This is a genomic window from Burkholderia oklahomensis C6786 (assembly GCF_000959365.1).
GTDB classification, from domain to species: Bacteria; Pseudomonadota; Gammaproteobacteria; order Burkholderiales; family Burkholderiaceae; genus Burkholderia; species Burkholderia oklahomensis.
The window spans coordinates 1,303,787-1,320,324 of record NZ_CP009556.1; the positions used below are offsets into that span (position 1 = coordinate 1,303,787).

A 16,538-nucleotide genomic window follows, 5' to 3' on the forward strand; every position below is an offset into this window, starting at 1 on the left:
CGGCCGTGCTTCGGTTGCCGGCCATCTCATCGGGGGCGGCGGCGCGATGATCGACAGACGCACTTTCGTCGGCGCCGCGCTCGCGGCGGCAGCGACCGGCGCGGCGCCGCTCGGCGCGCGCGCCGCCGGCATCGCGGTCGATCTCGATCCGCGCCAGGCGGGCCGCGTGCGCGCGGCGCGCGATCCGGCCGCCGCCGACGCGGCGCGCCGCTACCGCTGGGTCGACGACGGCGCGTTCGTCGTCGCGATCGCGCCGCATGCGCCGCCCGTCGCGACCTACGCGACCGACGCGCGCACGGTCGTCGGCGCGGATCCCGACTACGCGCAACTGATCGCCGATGCGCTCGGCCGGCGGCTCGCGCTGTTGCCCGTCGCATGGGCCGACTGGCCGCTCGGGCTGAGCGCCGGCAAGTACGACGCGGTGATCTCGAACGTCGGCGTCACCGAGAAGCGGAAGGAGAAGTTCGACTTCACGACGTACCGGCTCGGCCTGCACGGCTTCTACGTGAGAACCGCGAGCCCGATCGCGCGGATCGCCGAGCCGAAGGACGTCGCGGGCCTGCGGATCATCACCGCGTCGGGCACGAGCCAGGAGCGCATCCTGCTCGAATGGAACCGGCGCAACGTCGCGCAGGGGCTCAAGCCGGTCGATGCGCTGTATTTCGACGACGACGGCGCATCGCGCGTCGCGCTGCTGTCCGGGCGCGCGGACGCGGAGCTGAATCCGAACGCGACGCTCGCGTACCAGGCGGCGCGCGACGGCAGGATCCGCTGCGTCGGCAGCGTGAACGCCGGGTGGCCCGTCAGGGCCGACGTCGCGATCGCGACGCGCAAGGGCGGCGGCCTTGCCGATGCGCTGACGCTCGCGACCAACGATCTGATCCGCAGCGGCAAGTATCGGCAGGCGCTCGCGCGATGGGGGCTGCTGTCGGAGGCGGTCGACAAATCGGAGACGAATCCGCCGGGGTTGCCGTCGTTTTGAGCGGCGATGGCGCGTGGATCTTGCGACGCGGCAGGGGGCGGTGAGAGCGATTCGCGTTCCCTGCTGAAATGTCGCGAGGATGGCCGGATTTTTGAGTGCAAGCCGGTCAGAGATCCGGCACGGATGCCCCAGGCGCGGATTTCTTGTTGTCCGTTGCCATATGGCTCCTTTGGCCCCCCGGACATCGTGTGGTTTTACGTGCCAATTTTCTGACAGGCTCAATGTCGCGTCCGGGGCGTCGGAGCGCGCGTGGCGAAATCTATGCCGGCCTTGGCTTCGGCGTCGGCGTCGGCGTCGGCTTCGGCTTTGCTACTAACTGTCGCTGCCGAAATCGCCGAAGCACCGACAGCACCATCCGCCCGGCGCCTTCACCGTCTCCGGCCCAGCCGAACACGCTGGCCTCGCAGTCCCGCCCGTCGCATAATCTCCAGCCTCTTCGTCGCTCGACCGCCGCCATGCACCGATCCGCCCGCCCGACACGCCGGACCGCTTCGTCGATCCACCCACGCCCGCTCCCAGCCGCCGGTGCGCCGGCGACCGTCGCATGACGCTCGCACTGCTGGCCGCCGTGGCCGTCGCCGCCGCGCTGCTTTGGGTCGCCGGGCGCCGTCGTACGAGCCGCGCGTCGTTCGCCGCGTCCGCCGTCCTGTTCTTCGCGATCGGCTGCGGCCCCGTGCCCGCCTGGCTGCTGCGCCATCTGCAGGCGCCGTATGCGGCGCGGCCGGCGATCGAATGGGGCGAGCGCAACGCGATCGTCATGCTGGGACTCGGCACCGAGAAGATCGCCGCGACGGGCGCGGTCGAGCCCGGCACGTTCTCCTATTCGCGGGTCGTCGAGGCGGCGAGCCTCTACCACGGCTGCCGAAAGGCGCGCGCGAACGCCGGCTGCAAGATCGTCGTGAGCGGCGGCGACGCGCGTCGCAACGGCGTGCCTGAAGCGACCGTCTATCGCGACGCGCTGATCGGGCTCGGCATCGACGCGGCCGACGTGCTGTCCGAGCCGCGCAGCATGAACACGTGGCAGAACGCCCAATTCACGCGCGTCGTGCTGGCCGGCTATCGCGCGGACCGCGTGCTGCTCGTGACGTCGGGCGTCCATTTGAGGCGCAGCGTGCTGTACTTCGCGCATTTCGGCGTCGCGGCGATTCCCGTGCGCGCCGAGTACCTGCAAGCGATGCTGTTCCCGCTGCCGCTCGCGTACAACTTCTCGGCCGCCGATCTCGCGCTGCACGAATATCTCGGCATCGCGCGCTACCGGCTGTACGACGCGCTCGGCTGGAACCCGGCGAGGACGCAGCCGGGCGACGCGTGATTCGCCGCCCGCGCCGTCGCGCCGCGCGTCACTTCGGATAAGCGGGCGTGAACGTCAGCTTGATCGAGTCGATCAGCAGGTCGTTGTCGCGCTGATCGGCCGTTTCGCGCCACCGCTGCGTTTCCCCCGTATGCGTCGCGTTCCGGTAATCGACGGGCTCGACGACGCTCGCTGCGCCCGGAACGTTGCTGTTCCTGAGCACGATGCCGCCGTGCGCCTCGCAGTATTCGGGCACCGCGATCGCCAGGTCGGAGCCCGATGGCCGCGTCACGCTCGTCGCGACGGTTTGCGACGTGCAGCGGCGGTCGGTCGTCGACGTCGGACCGACGTCGGCCGTCGACGATCAGCCGTGGTTGTTCGCCCGGTTGTCCGGATCGTAGCCGATGACGTTCGGATCGAAGCCGGCGTAACCGGCGCCGCGTCCGGCGACGTTATCCCGGACGCGCACCAGCGTCGCGCCGCCTTGCGGAATGTTGTTGACGAAATTGACGCGATATTCGGTCGCCCGGACGATCTGGCGCGGATCGATCGAACGAATCGCCGCCCATTCCTGCTGTCCCGCATCTCGCTGCAAATCCGGCGTCAATGAATCCGCTCAATATTTCGAACCGGATGCCGTAAACGCAACGGCGGCGCGCGCGAACAGGGCGTGCGTGTCATGCCGGCCGAACCTGTCGAAGTGTTCGGTCCCGGCTCGGACGGCCGATGCCGATCGTCCGGCGCCCGGTGGGCCGATCGCGCTGCGGCGGACGTCGAGCCGTCGAACGCCCGGCGCTGTGCCGATGCGCGCGAGCCTCGCGTGACACGCCGCGTTTTGGCGTGATCTGATAACCTTGCGCGCTGTAAGAAATGGTTTTCCCTTATTGGTGACGGTTCCGCTATCCGATCTTCTCGTGTTGTCATATAAAGGAAAGACGATGGACGACGCGGCGCGTCACCGCCGCGTCGCGGGCTCCCGCCGGACGCCGCGCCGAGGGACGGCCGCGAAATCCGCAACCACAGGCATTCGCAACCCGGCAACGCAACGACATCCAATCAATCTGTTCCCCTTCAATACAACCCGCCCGAGACCACCATGCTCCAACTGTCCCGGCGCCAGTTCCTGAAGCTGTCCGCGACGACGCTCGCCGGCTCGAGCCTAGCCCTGATGGGCTTCTCACCGGCCGAAGCGCTCGCCGAGGTCCGCCAATACAAGCTGGCGCGCACTGTCGAAACCCGCAACACCTGTCCTTACTGCTCGGTCGGTTGCGGGATCCTGATGTACAGCCTCGGCGACGGCGCGAAGAACGCCACGTCGAGCATCATCCACATCGAGGGCGACCCCGACCATCCGGTCAACCGCGGCACGCTGTGCCCGAAGGGCGCGAGCCTCATCGACTTCATCCATAGCCCGAGCCGCCTGACGCGGCCCGAGTACCGCGCGGCCGGCTCCGACAAGTGGGAGCCGATCTCGTGGAGCGACGCGCTCGACCGGATCGCGAAGCTGATGAAGGCGGACCGCGACGCGAACTTCGTCGAGACGACGGATGACGGAATGAAGGTCAACCGCTGGCTGACGACGGGCATGCTGGCCGCGTCGGCGGGCAGCAACGAGGTCGGCTATCTGACGCACAAGACCGTGCGCAGCATGGGGATGCTCGCGTTCGACAACCAGGCTCGTGTCTGACATGGCCCGACGGTGGCAGGTCTTGCCCCGACGTTTGGCCGTGGAGCGATGACGAACCATTGGGTCGACATCAAGAACGCGGACGTGATTCTCGTGATGGGCGGCAACGCCGCCGAAGCGCACCCGTGCGGCTTCAAATGGGTGACGGAAGCGAAGGCGCATCGCAATGCGCGCCTCGTCGTCGTCGACCCGCGCTTCACGCGCACCGCATCGGTCGCCGATTTCTACGCGCCGATTCGCACCGGCACGGATATCGCATTCCTCGGCGGGATCATCAATTACCTGCTGACGAACGACAAGATCCAGCACGAATACGTCAAGCACTACACGGATTTCTCGTTCATCGTCCGCGAGGACTTCGCGTTCGACGACGGCATTTTTTCCGGCTACGACGCGGACAAGCACGCGTATCCGGACAAGTCGACGTGGGACTACGAGCGCGGCGACGACGGCTTCGTGAAGGTCGACGAAACGCTCGCGCACCCGCGCTGCGTCTACAACCTGCTGAAGCAGCACTACGCGCGCTACACGCCGGAGATGGTCGAGAAGATCTGCGGCACGCCGAAGGACAAGTTCCTGAAGGTGTGCGAGATGCTCGCGACGACGGCCGTGCCCGGCCGCGCCGGCACGATCCTGTACGCGCTCGGCTGGACGCATCACTCGGTCGGCGCGCAGATGATCCGCACGGGCGCGATGGTGCAGTTGCTGCTCGGCAACATCGGCATCGCGGGCGGCGGGATGAACGCGCTGCGCGGGCACTCGAACATCCAGGGTCTCACCGACCTCGGGCTGATGTCGAATCTGCTGCCGGGCTACATGACGCTGCCGATGCAGGCCGAGCAGGATTTCGACGCGTACATCCAGAAACGCGCGCAGCAGCCGCTGCGGCCGAACCAGTTGAGCTACTGGAAGAATTACCGCGCGTTCCACGTGAGCTTCATGAAGGCGTGGTGGGGCGACGCGGTCGGCGCCGAGAACAACTGGGGCTACGACTATCTGCCGAAGCTCGACAAGCAGTACGACCTGCTGCAGACGATCGAGCTGATGCATGAAGGCAAGATGAACGGCTACATCTGCCAGGGCTTCAACCCGCTCGCGGCGGCGCCGTCGAAGGCGAAGACGTCCGAGGCGCTCGCGAAACTGAAGTGGCTCGTGATCATGGATCCGCTCGCGACCGAGACGTCCGAGTTCTGGAAGAACCATGGCGAGTTCAACGACGTCGATGCGTCGAAGATCCGGACCGAGGTGTTCCGTCTGCCGACCTCGTGCTTCGCGGAGGAGCGCGGCTCGCTCGTCAATTCGGGCCGCGTGCTGCAGTGGCACTGGCAGGGCGCGGAGCCGCCGGGCCAGGCGAAGAGCGACCTCGAGATCATGTCGGGGCTCTTCCTGCGGATGCGCGAGATGTACAAGAAGGACGGCGGCAAGTATCCCGATCCGATCGTCAACCTGAGCTGGCCGTACGCGAATCCGGAAAGCCCGACGCCCGAAGAGCTCGCGATGGAGTTCAGCGGCCGCGCGCTCGCCGATCTGCCGGATCCGAAGGATCCGGCGAAGACGCTCGTGAAGAAGGGCGAGCAGCTCGCGGGCTTCGCGCAGCTGAAGGACGACGGCACGACCGCGAGCGGCTGCTGGATCTTCTGCGGCGCGTGGACGCAAGCGGGCAACCAGATGGCGCGGCGCGACAACTCGGATCCGACCGGCATCGGCCAGACGCTCGGCTGGGCGTGGGCGTGGCCGGCGAACCGGCGGATCCTGTACAACCGCGCATCGTGCGACGTGAACGGCAAGCCGTTCGACCCGACCCGCAAGCTGGTTGCGTGGAACGGCAAGGCGTGGACCGGTCCGGACATCCCGGACTACAAGGCCGACGAGCCGCCCGAGACCGGCATGGGCCCGTTCATCATGAACCCGGAAGGCGTCGCGCGCTTCTTCGCGCGCGCCGGGATGAACGAAGGTCCGTTCCCCGAGCACTACGAGCCGTTCGAGACGCCGCTCGCCGCGAACCCGCTGCATCCGGGCAACCCGCGCGCGCTGAACAACCCGGCCGCCCGCGTGTTCCCGGACGATCGGGCGGCGTTCGGCAAGGTCGACAAATTCCCGCACGTCGCGACGACGTATCGTCTGACCGAGCACTTCCACTACTGGACCAAGCATGCGCGGCTGAACGCGATCATCCAGCCGCAGCAGTTCGTCGAGATCGGCGAGGATCTCGCGAAGGAAGTGGGCGTCGCGCACGGCGACCGCGTGAAGGTGTCGTCGAACCGCGGGCACATCGTCGCGGTGGCGCTCGTCACGAAGCGGATCAAGCCGCTGATGGTCGACGGCAAGAAGGTGCAGACGGTCGGCATCCCGTTGCATTGGGGCTTCAAGGGATTGACGAAGCCCGGCTATCTCGCGAATACCCTGACTCCGTCCGTGGGCGACGGCAACTCGTACACACCGGAATTCAAGTCGTTCCTGGTGAAGGTCGAAAAGGCGTAAGGGGGAAGAGATGGCATTGCAATCGCTGGATATCAAGCGCGTCTCCGCCACCACGACGCCGCCGCCCAACGTGCGCGAGCCGGCGACGGGCGGCGTCGCGAAGCTGATCGACGTATCGAAGTGCATCGGCTGCAAGGCGTGCCAGACGGCCTGCATGGAGTGGAACGACTTGCGCGACGAAGTCGGCACGAACGTCGGCGTGTACGACAACCCGGCCGACCTGACCGAGCACTCGTGGACGGTGATGCGTTTCTCCGAATACGAGAACCCGGCGGGCGACCTCGAATGGCTGATCCGCAAGGACGGCTGCATGCACTGCGAGGACCCGGGCTGCCTGAAGGCGTGTCCGTCGCCGGGCGCGATCGTTCAGTACAACAACGGGATCGTCGATTTCCACGAGGAGAACTGCATCGGCTGCGGCTACTGCGTGACCGGCTGCCCGTTCAACATCCCGCGGATCTCGAAGCAGGACAATCGCGCGTACAAGTGCACGCTGTGCTCCGATCGCGTCGCGGTCGGCCAGGAGCCCGCGTGCGTGAAGACCTGCCCGACGGGCGCGATCGTGTTCGGCACGAAGGACGACATGAAGCAGCACGCGGCCGAGCGGATCGCCGACCTGAAGGGACGCGGCTTCGAGCACGCGGGGCTGTACGATCCGGCCGGCGTCGGCGGCACGCACGTGATGTACGTGCTGCACCACGCGGACAAGCCGTCGCTGTATCACGGGCTGCCCGACAACCCGTCGATCAGCCCGATGGTGAAGCTGTGGAAGGGCATCGCGAAGCCGCTCGCGGTCGCGGGCATCGCATTGTCCGCGCTGGTCGGCTTCTTCCACTACACGCGCGTCGGCCCGAACGAAGTGACGGAAGACGACGAGGCCGCCGCCCGCGACGAAGCGCGACGCATCAAGGAGGACGTGAAATGAAGCATGACGACCCCAACCTGATCGTCCGCTACACGGCGAACGAGCGCTCGAACCACTGGATCACCGCGATCTCGTTCGTGCTGCTCGCGCTGTCCGGGCTCGCGCTGTTTCATCCGTCGATGTTCTGGATGACGGCGCTGTTCGGCGGCGGGCAATGGACGCGGATCCTGCATCCGTTCGTCGGCCTCGTGATGGTCGTGTCGTTCGCGGTGATGGTCGTGCGCTACTGGCACCACAACCTGCTCGACGCGGGCGACCGCCAGTGGCTCACGCAGATGGACGACGTGCTCGCGAACCGCGAGGACAAGCTGCCGGAAGTCGGCCGCTATAACGCGGGGCAGAAGCTGCTATTCTTCGCGATGGTGGCGTGTCTCCTGTTGCTGCTCGTCTCCGGGATCGTGATCTGGCGGCGTTATTTCTCGTTCTACTTCCCGATCGGCGTGATTCGCGCGGCGGCCATCCTGCATGCGGTCGCGGCGTTCGTGCTGATCGTCGGCATCGTCGTGCACGTGTACGCGGCGCTGTGGGTGAAGGGGTCGATCGGCGCGATGGTGCGCGGCACCGTGACCGTCGGCTGGGCGAGAAAGCACCATCCGAAGTGGTTTCGCGAGAGCGTGAAGTAACGACGCATCGCACGATGCCGGCGCAGGGCATGGACGCGGTCGGTCCGCGCCTCGCGCCTCGCGCCGCCCGCGGGCCGCTCACGCGGCGGGCGGGCGAACGGCGGACGGAACAAAAAGCGCCGACGATTCGGCGCTTGTTTTTTTAGGGCACTCACGTGACTGACGCAACCCAACGTATTCTCGAACCGAGCGAAATCGCGTCGCTCGATCAATCGGCCATCCCGCGCGTGCGGATGCCCGAGCGCGGCACCGCGTTCGCCGCGCGCGCCGCGCGGCTGCGCAGGCTCGCCGACCTGAACCCGATCGCCGGCTATCTGCGGCTGATGGCGGCTGTCGCCGACGCGCAGCACGAATTGCTGCAGACATTCGACGCGAACGCGCCCGCGAAGGAATCGACCGGGCAGGCGCAGCGCCATTCGATGCCGCTCGCGCCTGCGCTCGGCGGCGAGCGCGATCCGCGCTGGCGCGACGTGCTGCAACGCCTGCTCGACCGCATCGAAAGCGCGGGCCTCGTGAATCCGCCGCTCGCGAAGCTGATCGACGGGCTGCGGCTGCGCGCGAGCGCCGAGCTCGATGCGCAGGCCGACGCGCTGCTCGCGCAGCGCTTCGCCGAAATCGAGCCGGCGTCGGCGCCGTTCCTGATGGCCGCGCTGCAGGTCGTGTGGACCGCGCTCGCGAGCCGCATCCCGCCCGCCGACGTTCCGTATCTCGAGCAGCCCGGCCTGTGCCCCGTGTGCGGCGCGCAGCCGGTCGCGAGCATCGTGCGCGTCGGCGGCCAGTATCAGGGCTACCGCTTCCTCCAGTGCGGGCTGTGCTCGACCGAGTGGCACATGGTCCGCACGAAGTGCTCGCACTGCGATTCGACGAAGGGCATCGCGTATCACGGGATCGAAGGCGGCAGCGAAGCGATCAAGGCCGAGTCGTGCGACGCGTGCCATACGTATCGCAAGATCGGCTATCAAGACAAGGATTACGACGTCGAGCCGCTCGCGGACGATCTCGCGAGCCTCACGCTCGATCTGCTGATGGGCGAGGCGGGCTACCGGCGCGCATCGCCGAATCCGCTGCTGTGGCCGGATCTGTCGGCCGACGCGGCAGGAGACGACCGGACGTGAGCGAACCCGGCGCGAACGAACTGAACGTGCTGCTGGCGCGCGTGCCGTCGGTCGAGCGCGTGCTGTCGTCGGACGCGATGAAGCCGCTCGTCGACGAATACGGGCGCACGCATGCGCTCGCCGCGGTGCGCGCGTCGCTCGACGCGTGGCGCGACGCCGCGCGGCGCGACCCGGCCGCGGCCGAGACGCTCGACGACGCGCGGATCGCCGCCGACGTGCGCGCGCGGCTCGCGGCCGACGCCGCGGGCGCGATGCGCGCGGTGTTCAACCTGACGGGCACCGTGCTGCATACGAATCTCGGCCGCGCACTGTTGCCGGACGAAGCGGTGCGCGCGGTCGCGCAGGCGCTCACGCAGCCGATGAATCTCGAATTCGATCTCGCGACCGGCCGCCGCGGCGATCGCGACGATCTGATCGACGATCTCGTCTGCGAATTGACGGGCGCGGAGGCGGCGACCGTCGTCAACAACAACGCGGCTGCGGTGCTGCTCGCGCTGTCGGCGCTCGCGCCGAAGCAGGAAGTGATCGTGTCGCGCGGCGAGCTCGTCGAGATCGGCGGCGCGTTCCGCATCCCCGACATCATGAGCCGCGCGGGCGCGAAGCTGCGCGAGGTCGGCACGACGAACCGCACGCATCTCGCGGACTACGCGGAAGCGATCGGGCCGCGCACCGCGCTCCTGATGAAGGTGCATTGCAGCAACTACGCGATCAGCGGCTTCACGAAGGAAGTGACGCTTGCCGAACTCGCGCCGCTCGCGCGCGAGCGCGGGCTGCCTGTGGCCGTCGATCTCGGCAGCGGCACGCTCGTCGACCTGACGCGCTGGGGCCTGCCGAAGGAGACGACGGTGCGCGAGACCGTCGAGGCGGGCGCCGATCTCGTCACGTTCAGCGGCGACAAGCTGCTCGGCGGCCCGCAGGCGGGCCTGATCGTCGGCCGGCGCGACCTGATCGCGAAGATCAAGAGGCACCCGCTCAAGCGCGCGCTGCGCGTCGGCAAGCTGACGCTCGCCGCGCTCGGGCCGGTGCTGCGCCTGTACCAGGCGCCCGAATTCCTGCGCGAGCGGCTGACGACGCTGCGGCTCTTGACGCGTCCGCAAGCGGACATCGCGGCGGCGGCCGAGCGCGTGCGCCCGCCGCTGCAACGCGCGCTGGGCGCGGCTTTCGTGGTCGGCGTCGAGCCGATGTTCAGCCAGATCGGCAGCGGCGCGCTGCCCGTCGATCAGCTGCCGAGCTGCGGCCTCGTCGTGCGCGCGGCCGACGGCAAGCGCGGCGGCCGCGCGCTCGCGCAGCTCGAGAAGCGCCTGCGCGGCTGGCCGCGCCCGGTGCTCGGCCGCATCGCCGACGACGCGCTGCGGCTCGACCTGCGCTGCCTCGAAGCGGACGACGAAGCCGCGTTCGTCGCGCAATGCGCGCAAGCGTCGACGGATACGCACGCATGATCGTCGGCACCGCAGGCCACATCGATCACGGAAAGACGACGCTCGTGCGCGCGCTGACGGGCGTCGACACCGATCGGCTGAAGGAAGAGAAGGCGCGCGGCATCTCGATCGAGCTCGGCTACGCGTATGCGCCGCTGCCGAACGGCGACGTGCTCGGCTTCATCGACGTGCCCGGCCACGAGAAGCTCGTCCATACGATGGCGGCGGGCGCGTGCGGGATCGACGTCGCGCTCGTCGTGATCGCCGCCGACGACGGCGTGATGCCGCAAACGCGCGAGCATCTCGCGATCCTGCAATTGCTCGGCGTCACGCACGGCGCGATCGCGCTGACGAAATGCGATCGCGTCGACGCGGCGCGCATCGCGCAGGTGCGCAACGAGATCCGCGCGTGGCTCGCGACGTCGCCGCTCGCCGATGCGCCGATCGTCGAGACGCGCGCGACCGAGCCCGATGACGCGGGTGTTGCCGCGCTCGCCGCGCATCTGCGCGACACCGCGCTCGCGTGGCGCGCGCGGCGCGACGACGGCCTGTTCCGGCTCGCGGTCGATCGCGTGTTCACGCTCGCGGGGCAAGGCACCGTCGTGACGGGCACCGCGTTCGCGGGGCGCGTGGGCGTCGGCGATACGCTCGCCGTCGCGCGCACGGGCGAATCCGTGCGCGTGCGCAGTCTCCATGCGCAGAACCGCGCGACCGACGTCGGCCACGCGGGCGAGCGCTGCGCGCTGAACCTCGCGGGCATCGACAAGGCGGCGCTCGCGCGCGGCGACACGATCGTCGATGCGCGGCTCGCGACACTGTCGCCGCGCCTCGACGTCGAGCTCACGCTGACGGCGGACGCCGATCTGACGATTTCGCACTGGACGCCGCTGCACGTGCATCTCGGCACGCTGCACCGCGTCGCGCACGTCGCGCTGCTCGAAGGCGACACGCTCGGGCCCGGCCAGCGCGCGCGCGCGCAGTTGAATTTCGCGGAGCCGGCGTTCGCGGTGCCGGGCGACCGCTTCATCGTGCGCAACGCGCAGGCGACGCGCACGGTGGGCGGCGGGCGCGTGCTCGATCCGTTCGGCCCGGCGCGCAAGCGGCGCACGAGCGCGCGTCGCGCGTGGCTCGACGCGCTCGCGGCATGGCTCGACGAAGGCCGGCTCGACGCATTGCTCGACGAAGCGCCGCTCGGCGTCACGCGCGCGATGCTGATGCATCTGACCGGCTTGCCGCCGGACGCGCTGATGCTGCCCGCCGATGCGGTGAGCGTCGCGGCGCCGGGCAAGCATGCGGACGACGCGCGCGTCGTTGCGCGCGGGCATTGGGACGCACTGCGCACGCGCGTGCTCGACGCGCTCGCGACGTTCCACCAGCGCTCGCCGGACGAGCAGGGGCCGGACGTCGCGCGGCTGCGCCGGATCGCGGCGCCGCTCGCGGACGACGCGTTGTGGCGCGCGCTGACCGATGCGTTGATCGCCGAAGGCGCGATCGCGCGCAGCGGGCCGTGGCTGCATCTGCCGTCGCACGCGGTCAGCTTCGATGCGAGCGAGGAGGCGCTGGCCGGGCGCTTGCTGCCGCTCGTCGCGGCGGGCCGCTACGATCCGCCCTGGGTGCGCGACCTCGCGACGACGACGGGCGTTGCGGAGGATGCGGCGCGCGCGCTGCTGCGCAAGCTTGCACGGCGCGGCGACGTGCATCAGGTCGTGCGCGATCTGTTCTACCATCGAGACGTGATCGCGCAGCTTGCACGATTGATCGCGGAGCTCGTGCAGGCGCACGGCGGCGCGCTCGATGCGGCGACGTTTCGCGACGCGACGGGCCTCGGCCGCAAGCGCGCGATTCAAATTCTCGAGTTCTTCGATCGTGTTGGGTATACTCGCTTCCACCGCGATCTTCACTGGTTGCGCGCCGACAGTCGGCTGCTGATCGGTTCGCAGTAGCCCGGTTCCGGACTCGTGCAGTGCGCAACGGTTTTCGACGGGACGGCATGCTCGATGCCCGCTCCCGTTCTCGCAGGAAGGCATTCGTATCCGGTGGTGCGGCTGGGCTTCAAACCCAGTTGGTGCGGTCAGCCCGCGCCAGGTCGGTTCGACTCCGGCTGTCTTCCGCCACAAGGTTTTGCGGGAAATCGGATGGGCTTCGATCGGGGATTATTCGTCTTGCGGTGTGGGTTTTTCTGCCCGAGCCTTGCCGCTGCCGATCTTTTTGACGGCGTCGGCCAACTTGTCGGTCACCAGATGGGCGTACCGCTTGGTCGAGGTGGTCGTCTTATGGCCCAAAACTCCGCCGACCGTATAGAGATCGATTCCTCCGTTGATCATTTCTGACGCAGCACTATGCCGCAAGTCGTGAAACCTGACTTCGGCGTGTCCAGCTTTTGTGCGAGCCTTGATCCATGCGTCTTTCAGCCTCCATGCGGGAATGGTGAACGTCACCCGGCGCGCAATAACGGCGATTCGAGGATGAATCGGCACGATCCTCGGCCGCCCGTTTTTCGTCGTTCCGAGTGAGAGTCCATTCTTGGTCGGCGTTGCTCTCAGGATTTCGCTGAGCCGCATGCCTGAATAGAAGGTGACACGAATCGCTGCGCGGACTTGCCGATTCGGGCAAGCGTGCGCGATCTCCAACATTTCTCGGCGGCCCTTGTACACGTGTCGCTCCTCGCTGGCCGGCGGGATCACCATTTTTGCCGTTTGGTCGTAGTCGATTTTCCCGATCTTGTGCGCATACTTGATTGCCGCTCTCAGGTAGCCGAGAGTGTTGTGGACGGTTCCGTCCGACATTGGCTTCTTTGGATTTCCTTGACGGTCAACGTTCGCCCGCATGAAACCAGCGAACCGGATTGACCAGTCGTACAGATCGAGGGCGTCTTGATTTTCGTATTCCGCCGCGTACTTGGTGAGCACTTGAATCCGAATCTTTCGGTCCTTCCACGTCGAGCTTTTGTCGTTCACGTGGATGCGGACACAGTCGCCGATTGTCACAACCGCTTTTCTGGCGCCCGTCGCGGGCGCGTAGACCTCGGCATCCCACTTGCGACCTAGCTCGTCAGCTTCGCGCGCAGAAAGTCCTGCAGGGATGATTTTGGATTTGCGAATGCGCGTACCTTCGATGACGCGCTCGAACTTCCAACGGAAGCGCCGCCGGCCATTTTTTGTAATGGATTCGATTGGCATGATGCAAGGTATCGGTATACCTTGCGACTCGATGCACATCATCAACATGCGCAAGGCGAGTAAGTGGGAGGTCAAGAGCTATGTCGAGCAAGCGTGAGATCGTCATGCCGACGGACGAAGCGGATGCGGCAATCATCCGCGGCATCGCGGCCGACCCCGACACGTTCGACGTGCCGGCGGAGGACTTTGCGAAGATGACGCGTGGAGGTAAGCGCGGTCGTCCGCCGCATGAAGTGCCCAAGGTGCAATTGACCGTGCGCTATGACGTCGATATCGTCGACGCCTTCAAGGCGACGGGAGAAGGTTGGCAGACGCGCATGAACGATGCGCTGCGCGAGTGGTTGAGGGAGCATCAGCCGGTGTAATCTCCGCTCGACGATGCGATCGAAAATGACCAGCTGGTTGACGGGCGCAGTATCCGGACGCTGAACGTGATTGATGACTTCAACCGCGAGGCGCTGGGCATCGAGGTGGATTCCTCGTTGCCATCCGAGCGGGTGATTCGCACGCTGAAGCAGCATATGGAATGGCGAGGCAAGCCGAAGGTCATCCGGTGCGACAACGGCCCGGAATATCTAAGCGCGGTCATCGTGACGTGGACGCACAAGCAAGGCATCCGGCTGGAATACATCGAGCCGGGAAAGCCGCAGCAGAACGCGTATATCGAACGGTTCAACCGGACCGCGCGATACGAATGGCTGTCGCAGCATCTGTGGGAAGATCTGGAGCAGGTCCGCGAAGCGGCGGCCGACTGGATGTGGACTTAAAAACTCTAACAAAATGAGTGTCGGGGACTGTTAACCCGCCGCGCATTTTGTTAACCTCTTCGTTGTTTCGCTGACGAGGAGGCCATGGCCAAACCGATACTCGATGACGAACTGTGGTCACTGATCCAACCGCTGCTGCCTCCACCGAAGCCACGCCGTACGCGATACCCGGGCCGCAAGCCGCTGGACGATCGCGCCGTGCTGACCGGCATCCTGTTTGTGCTGCAATCCGGTATTCCCTGGGAAATGCTTCCGCAGGAAATGGGCTGCGGCTCGGGCATGAGCTGCTGGCGCAGACTGCGCGACTGGCAACAGGCGGGCGTCTGGGACCGGCTGCACGAAGTATTGCTGGCGAAACTTCGTGCAGCCGATCGCATCGACTGGTCGCGTGTGGTTATCGATTCGTCCTCCATTCGTGCAGTGGGATCGGGTCAAAAACAGGACCCAATCCCACCGATCGGGCGCGACCCGGTTCAAAGCACCATCTCGTTACCGAAGCGCAGGGCATCCCGCTCGCGCTGATCCTCACGGGTGCCAATCGCAACGACGTCACCCAACTGCTGCCTCTGATCGAGGCCATTCCGCCCATTCGTGGCAAGCGCGGGAGGCCTCTGTCAAAGCCCGTCGTTGTGCAGGCCGATCGCGGTTACGACCACGACAAGTATCGTAAGCCCTTGCACGCTGCCGGTATCGCCACGCAGATCGCACGCCGTGGTGAGCCCCACGGCAGCGGCCTCGGCAAGACCCGGTGGGTCGTCGAGCGCACCTTCGCGTGGCTGCACAACTTCAGACGCCTGCGCATTCGATTCGAGCGCCTTGCCTCCATACACGAGGCGTTCATGAAAATCGCCGCCTGCATCATCTGCTGGCGACACCTTCAAAAATCATTCTGTTAGCGCTTCTTACAATCACGAGCGCCCGAATATGGCATTGGGCGGTTTTACCCCGAAGCAGCGGCTGGCCATGGCCGCTTAGTTTCTACTTCTGCCTGCCGTGGAAAACGGGGGTATTACCGCCCGAGCCATGAACAATTATCAATAACCAGAGCAAAAGATCACGTTTGCGAAATCATGTACGGCGAGCAGCACGGCAGGGGCATTGGAATTGGACGATTTGGCGATCCGAACTTTTCACGTGCGGTCGAGCATCTTGATCGCCGCGGCGGTTGCTCCCGCACGGGTCTCGACATGTAACTTGCGGAACAGGTGTTCGAGATGCTTGTTCACCGTGCGCGGAGTTATGCCCAGAATGTCGCCGATATCGCGGTTTGTCTTGCCGTGCGACACCCAGAGCAGCACTTCGGCCTCCCGCATGGTCAGGCCGAAGCGTTCGGCGAGCGCGTTGCAATGCACGGTGTCATCTCTTTCCTTGAGGATGACGATCCATTCGCCCGGTTCCGGACCGCGTGTCGCACTGGCCGAGCGGCGTATCTGGCCCGAGCTGAATTCGTGCACGGCGTCGCCTTGGGCGCCTCGCGCGAGCCAGTCGATGAACCAGGTGCGCAGCAGCGCGGGCAGCTTAGGCGGTGCATCGGTATCGCGCGCGTTCGTGGTTTTACCGGCATCGGCGGGGTCGTCAGGCGCAGTCGTGTATGCAGCGATATGATGTGCAGCCCGCGGACTCTGCCACCGAATCGTGCCGTCCGCGCCGACGATCAGCGCCGCGCGCGTGTCGAGCGACAGTGCCGCCTCCGCGTACAACTGTGCGCGTGAACGCCGCACGTGGGCACCGATGCGCGCGCACAACTCCTCGGGCCGCACCGGCTTGGTCACGTAATCGATGCCGCCCACGCGAAAGCCGCGTACGACGTGCTCACTCTCCGTCAATGCAGTCATGAAGATGACGGGCAGATGCTCGTGCCGTTCGTCCTGCTTGATACGCAGGCATGTTTCGAAGCCGTCCATGTCGGGCATCATTGCGTCGAGCAACACCACGTCGGGCGTCACGCGCGCGAGGCGTTTAAGCGCGTCCTCGCCGGACAGAGCGACGATAACCGCGTAGCCGTGCGCCTGCAGCGTGTCGGAAAGAAAGGCGAGGTTCTCCGGCGTGTCGTCAACGATCAGTATCATG

At 66.6% G+C, this 16,538-nt stretch carries 14 protein-coding genes, 1 tRNA gene and 1 pseudogene; 12 read left to right on the forward strand and 4 right to left on the reverse strand.

The window, feature by feature from the left end; genetic code table 11:
* Window positions 1–46 precede the first annotated feature (46 nt).
* A complete protein-coding gene (locus BG90_RS23690) occupies window positions 47–982 on the forward strand; it encodes an ABC transporter substrate-binding protein (protein ID WP_045568413.1) in 936 nt (311 codons plus the stop codon).
* 544 nt (window positions 983–1,526) lie between these two features.
* A complete protein-coding gene (locus tag BG90_RS23695; RefSeq protein WP_010119851.1) occupies window positions 1,527–2,294 on the forward strand; it encodes a YdcF family protein in 768 nt (255 codons plus the stop codon).
* A gap of 28 nt (window positions 2,295–2,322) precedes the next feature.
* Here BG90_RS23695 and BG90_RS23700 read toward each other — a convergent pair whose 3' ends face one another.
* Both BG90_RS23700 and BG90_RS23705 read right to left on the reverse strand, forming a co-directional pair.
* Window positions 2,323–2,565 carry a hypothetical protein gene (locus tag BG90_RS23700; protein ID WP_010109815.1) on the reverse strand — a complete coding sequence of 81 codons (243 nt, stop codon included), beginning with the start codon at window positions 2,563–2,565 and terminating at the stop codon, window positions 2,323–2,325.
* A gap of 72 nt (window positions 2,566–2,637) precedes the next feature.
* Window positions 2,638–2,880, reverse strand: coding sequence for a hypothetical protein (locus tag BG90_RS23705; RefSeq protein ID WP_010109813.1), 243 nt, complete (start codon window positions 2,878–2,880; stop codon window positions 2,638–2,640).
* A 489-nt stretch (window positions 2,881–3,369) separates the two neighbouring features.
* On the opposite strand from BG90_RS23705, the gene fdnG reads away from it, so the two are divergent.
* The 7 genes from fdnG (at window position 3,370) to BG90_RS36025 (ending at window position 12,636) form a co-directional block, all read left to right on the forward strand.
* The gene (gene fdnG / locus BG90_RS23715; RefSeq protein WP_081464317.1) at window positions 3,370–6,441 is read left to right on the forward strand and encodes a formate dehydrogenase-N subunit alpha; all 3,072 of its coding nucleotides are present in this window, start codon (window positions 3,370–3,372) and stop codon (window positions 6,439–6,441) included.
* 10 nt (window positions 6,442–6,451) lie between these two features.
* On the forward strand, window positions 6,452–7,366 hold the full coding sequence (fdxH, locus tag BG90_RS23720; RefSeq protein ID WP_010119847.1) for a formate dehydrogenase subunit beta: 915 nt from the start codon (window positions 6,452–6,454) through the stop codon (window positions 7,364–7,366).
* Window positions 7,363–7,989, forward strand: a complete 627-nt coding sequence (locus tag BG90_RS23725) for a formate dehydrogenase subunit gamma (protein WP_010119846.1) — start codon at window positions 7,363–7,365, stop codon at window positions 7,987–7,989. Before fdxH ends, BG90_RS23725 begins: the two co-directional genes overlap by 4 nt.
* A gap of 155 nt (window positions 7,990–8,144) precedes the next feature.
* Window positions 8,145–9,104, forward strand: a complete 960-nt coding sequence (gene fdhE, locus BG90_RS23730) for a formate dehydrogenase accessory protein FdhE (protein WP_025990322.1) — start codon at window positions 8,145–8,147, stop codon at window positions 9,102–9,104.
* Window positions 9,101–10,543, forward strand: coding sequence for an L-seryl-tRNA(Sec) selenium transferase (gene selA / locus BG90_RS23735; RefSeq protein WP_041282268.1), 1,443 nt, complete (start codon window positions 9,101–9,103; stop codon window positions 10,541–10,543). The genes fdhE and selA overlap by 4 nt, the downstream gene beginning before the upstream one ends.
* Window positions 10,540–12,465, forward strand: a complete 1,926-nt coding sequence (gene selB / locus BG90_RS23740; protein WP_025990321.1) for a selenocysteine-specific translation elongation factor — start codon at window positions 10,540–10,542, stop codon at window positions 12,463–12,465. Before selA ends, selB begins: the two co-directional genes overlap by 4 nt.
* Before the next feature lie 75 nt (window positions 12,466–12,540).
* Window positions 12,541–12,636: transfer RNA gene (locus BG90_RS36025), tRNA-Sec, on the forward strand.
* Between the two features lie 39 nt (window positions 12,637–12,675).
* Here BG90_RS36025 and BG90_RS23745 read toward each other — a convergent pair.
* A complete protein-coding gene (locus tag BG90_RS23745; RefSeq protein ID WP_045568414.1) occupies window positions 12,676–13,701 on the reverse strand; it encodes a tyrosine-type recombinase/integrase in 1,026 nt (341 codons plus the stop codon).
* 80 nt (window positions 13,702–13,781) lie between these two features.
* On the opposite strand from BG90_RS23745, the gene BG90_RS23750 reads away from it, so the two are divergent.
* From BG90_RS23750 to BG90_RS33750, 3 genes and pseudogenes are all read left to right on the forward strand, one after another.
* A complete protein-coding gene (locus tag BG90_RS23750; RefSeq protein ID WP_041282266.1) occupies window positions 13,782–14,066 on the forward strand; it encodes a BrnA antitoxin family protein in 285 nt (94 codons plus the stop codon).
* 24 nt (window positions 14,067–14,090) lie between these two features.
* Window positions 14,091–14,468: pseudogene (locus BG90_RS23755) on the forward strand (integrase core domain-containing protein); the annotation flags it as partial.
* 84 nt (window positions 14,469–14,552) lie between these two features.
* A protein-coding gene (locus BG90_RS33750) for an IS5 family transposase (protein WP_181911588.1) occupies window positions 14,553–15,364 on the forward strand; the annotation gives its coding sequence in 2 pieces (ribosomal slippage) (window positions 14,553–14,901 and window positions 14,901–15,364; 813 coding nt in all).
* A 234-nt stretch (window positions 15,365–15,598) separates the two neighbouring features.
* Here BG90_RS33750 and BG90_RS23765 read toward each other — a convergent pair.
* Window positions 15,599–16,537: a response regulator transcription factor gene (locus BG90_RS23765; RefSeq protein ID WP_025990547.1), complete on the reverse strand. Its 939-nt coding sequence runs from the start codon at window positions 16,535–16,537 to the stop codon at window positions 15,599–15,601.
* Window position 16,538: the final 1 nt, after the last annotated feature.

What these genes read in the sequence shown, in the direction of transcription:
- BG90_RS23690 (WP_045568413.1), top strand. Translation starts at nt 47, where the DNA reads ATGATCGACAGACGCACTTTCGTCGGCGCCGCGCTCGCGGCGGCAGCG.
- BG90_RS23695 (WP_010119851.1), top strand. Translation starts at nt 1,527, where the DNA reads ATGACGCTCGCACTGCTGGCCGCCGTGGCCGTCGCCGCCGCGCTGCTT.
- fdxH (WP_010119847.1), top strand. Translation starts at nt 6,452, where the DNA reads ATGGCATTGCAATCGCTGGATATCAAGCGCGTCTCCGCCACCACGACG.
- BG90_RS23725 (WP_010119846.1), top strand. Translation starts at nt 7,363, where the DNA reads ATGAAGCATGACGACCCCAACCTGATCGTCCGCTACACGGCGAACGAG.
- selB (WP_025990321.1), top strand. Translation starts at nt 10,540, where the DNA reads ATGATCGTCGGCACCGCAGGCCACATCGATCACGGAAAGACGACGCTC.
- BG90_RS23745 (WP_045568414.1), bottom strand. Translation starts at nt 13,701, where the DNA reads ATGCCAATCGAATCCATTACAAAAAATGGCCGGCGGCGCTTCCGTTGG.
- BG90_RS23750 (WP_041282266.1), top strand. Translation starts at nt 13,782, where the DNA reads ATGTCGAGCAAGCGTGAGATCGTCATGCCGACGGACGAAGCGGATGCG.
- BG90_RS23765 (WP_025990547.1), bottom strand. Translation starts at nt 16,537, where the DNA reads ATGATACTGATCGTTGACGACACGCCGGAGAACCTCGCCTTTCTTTCC.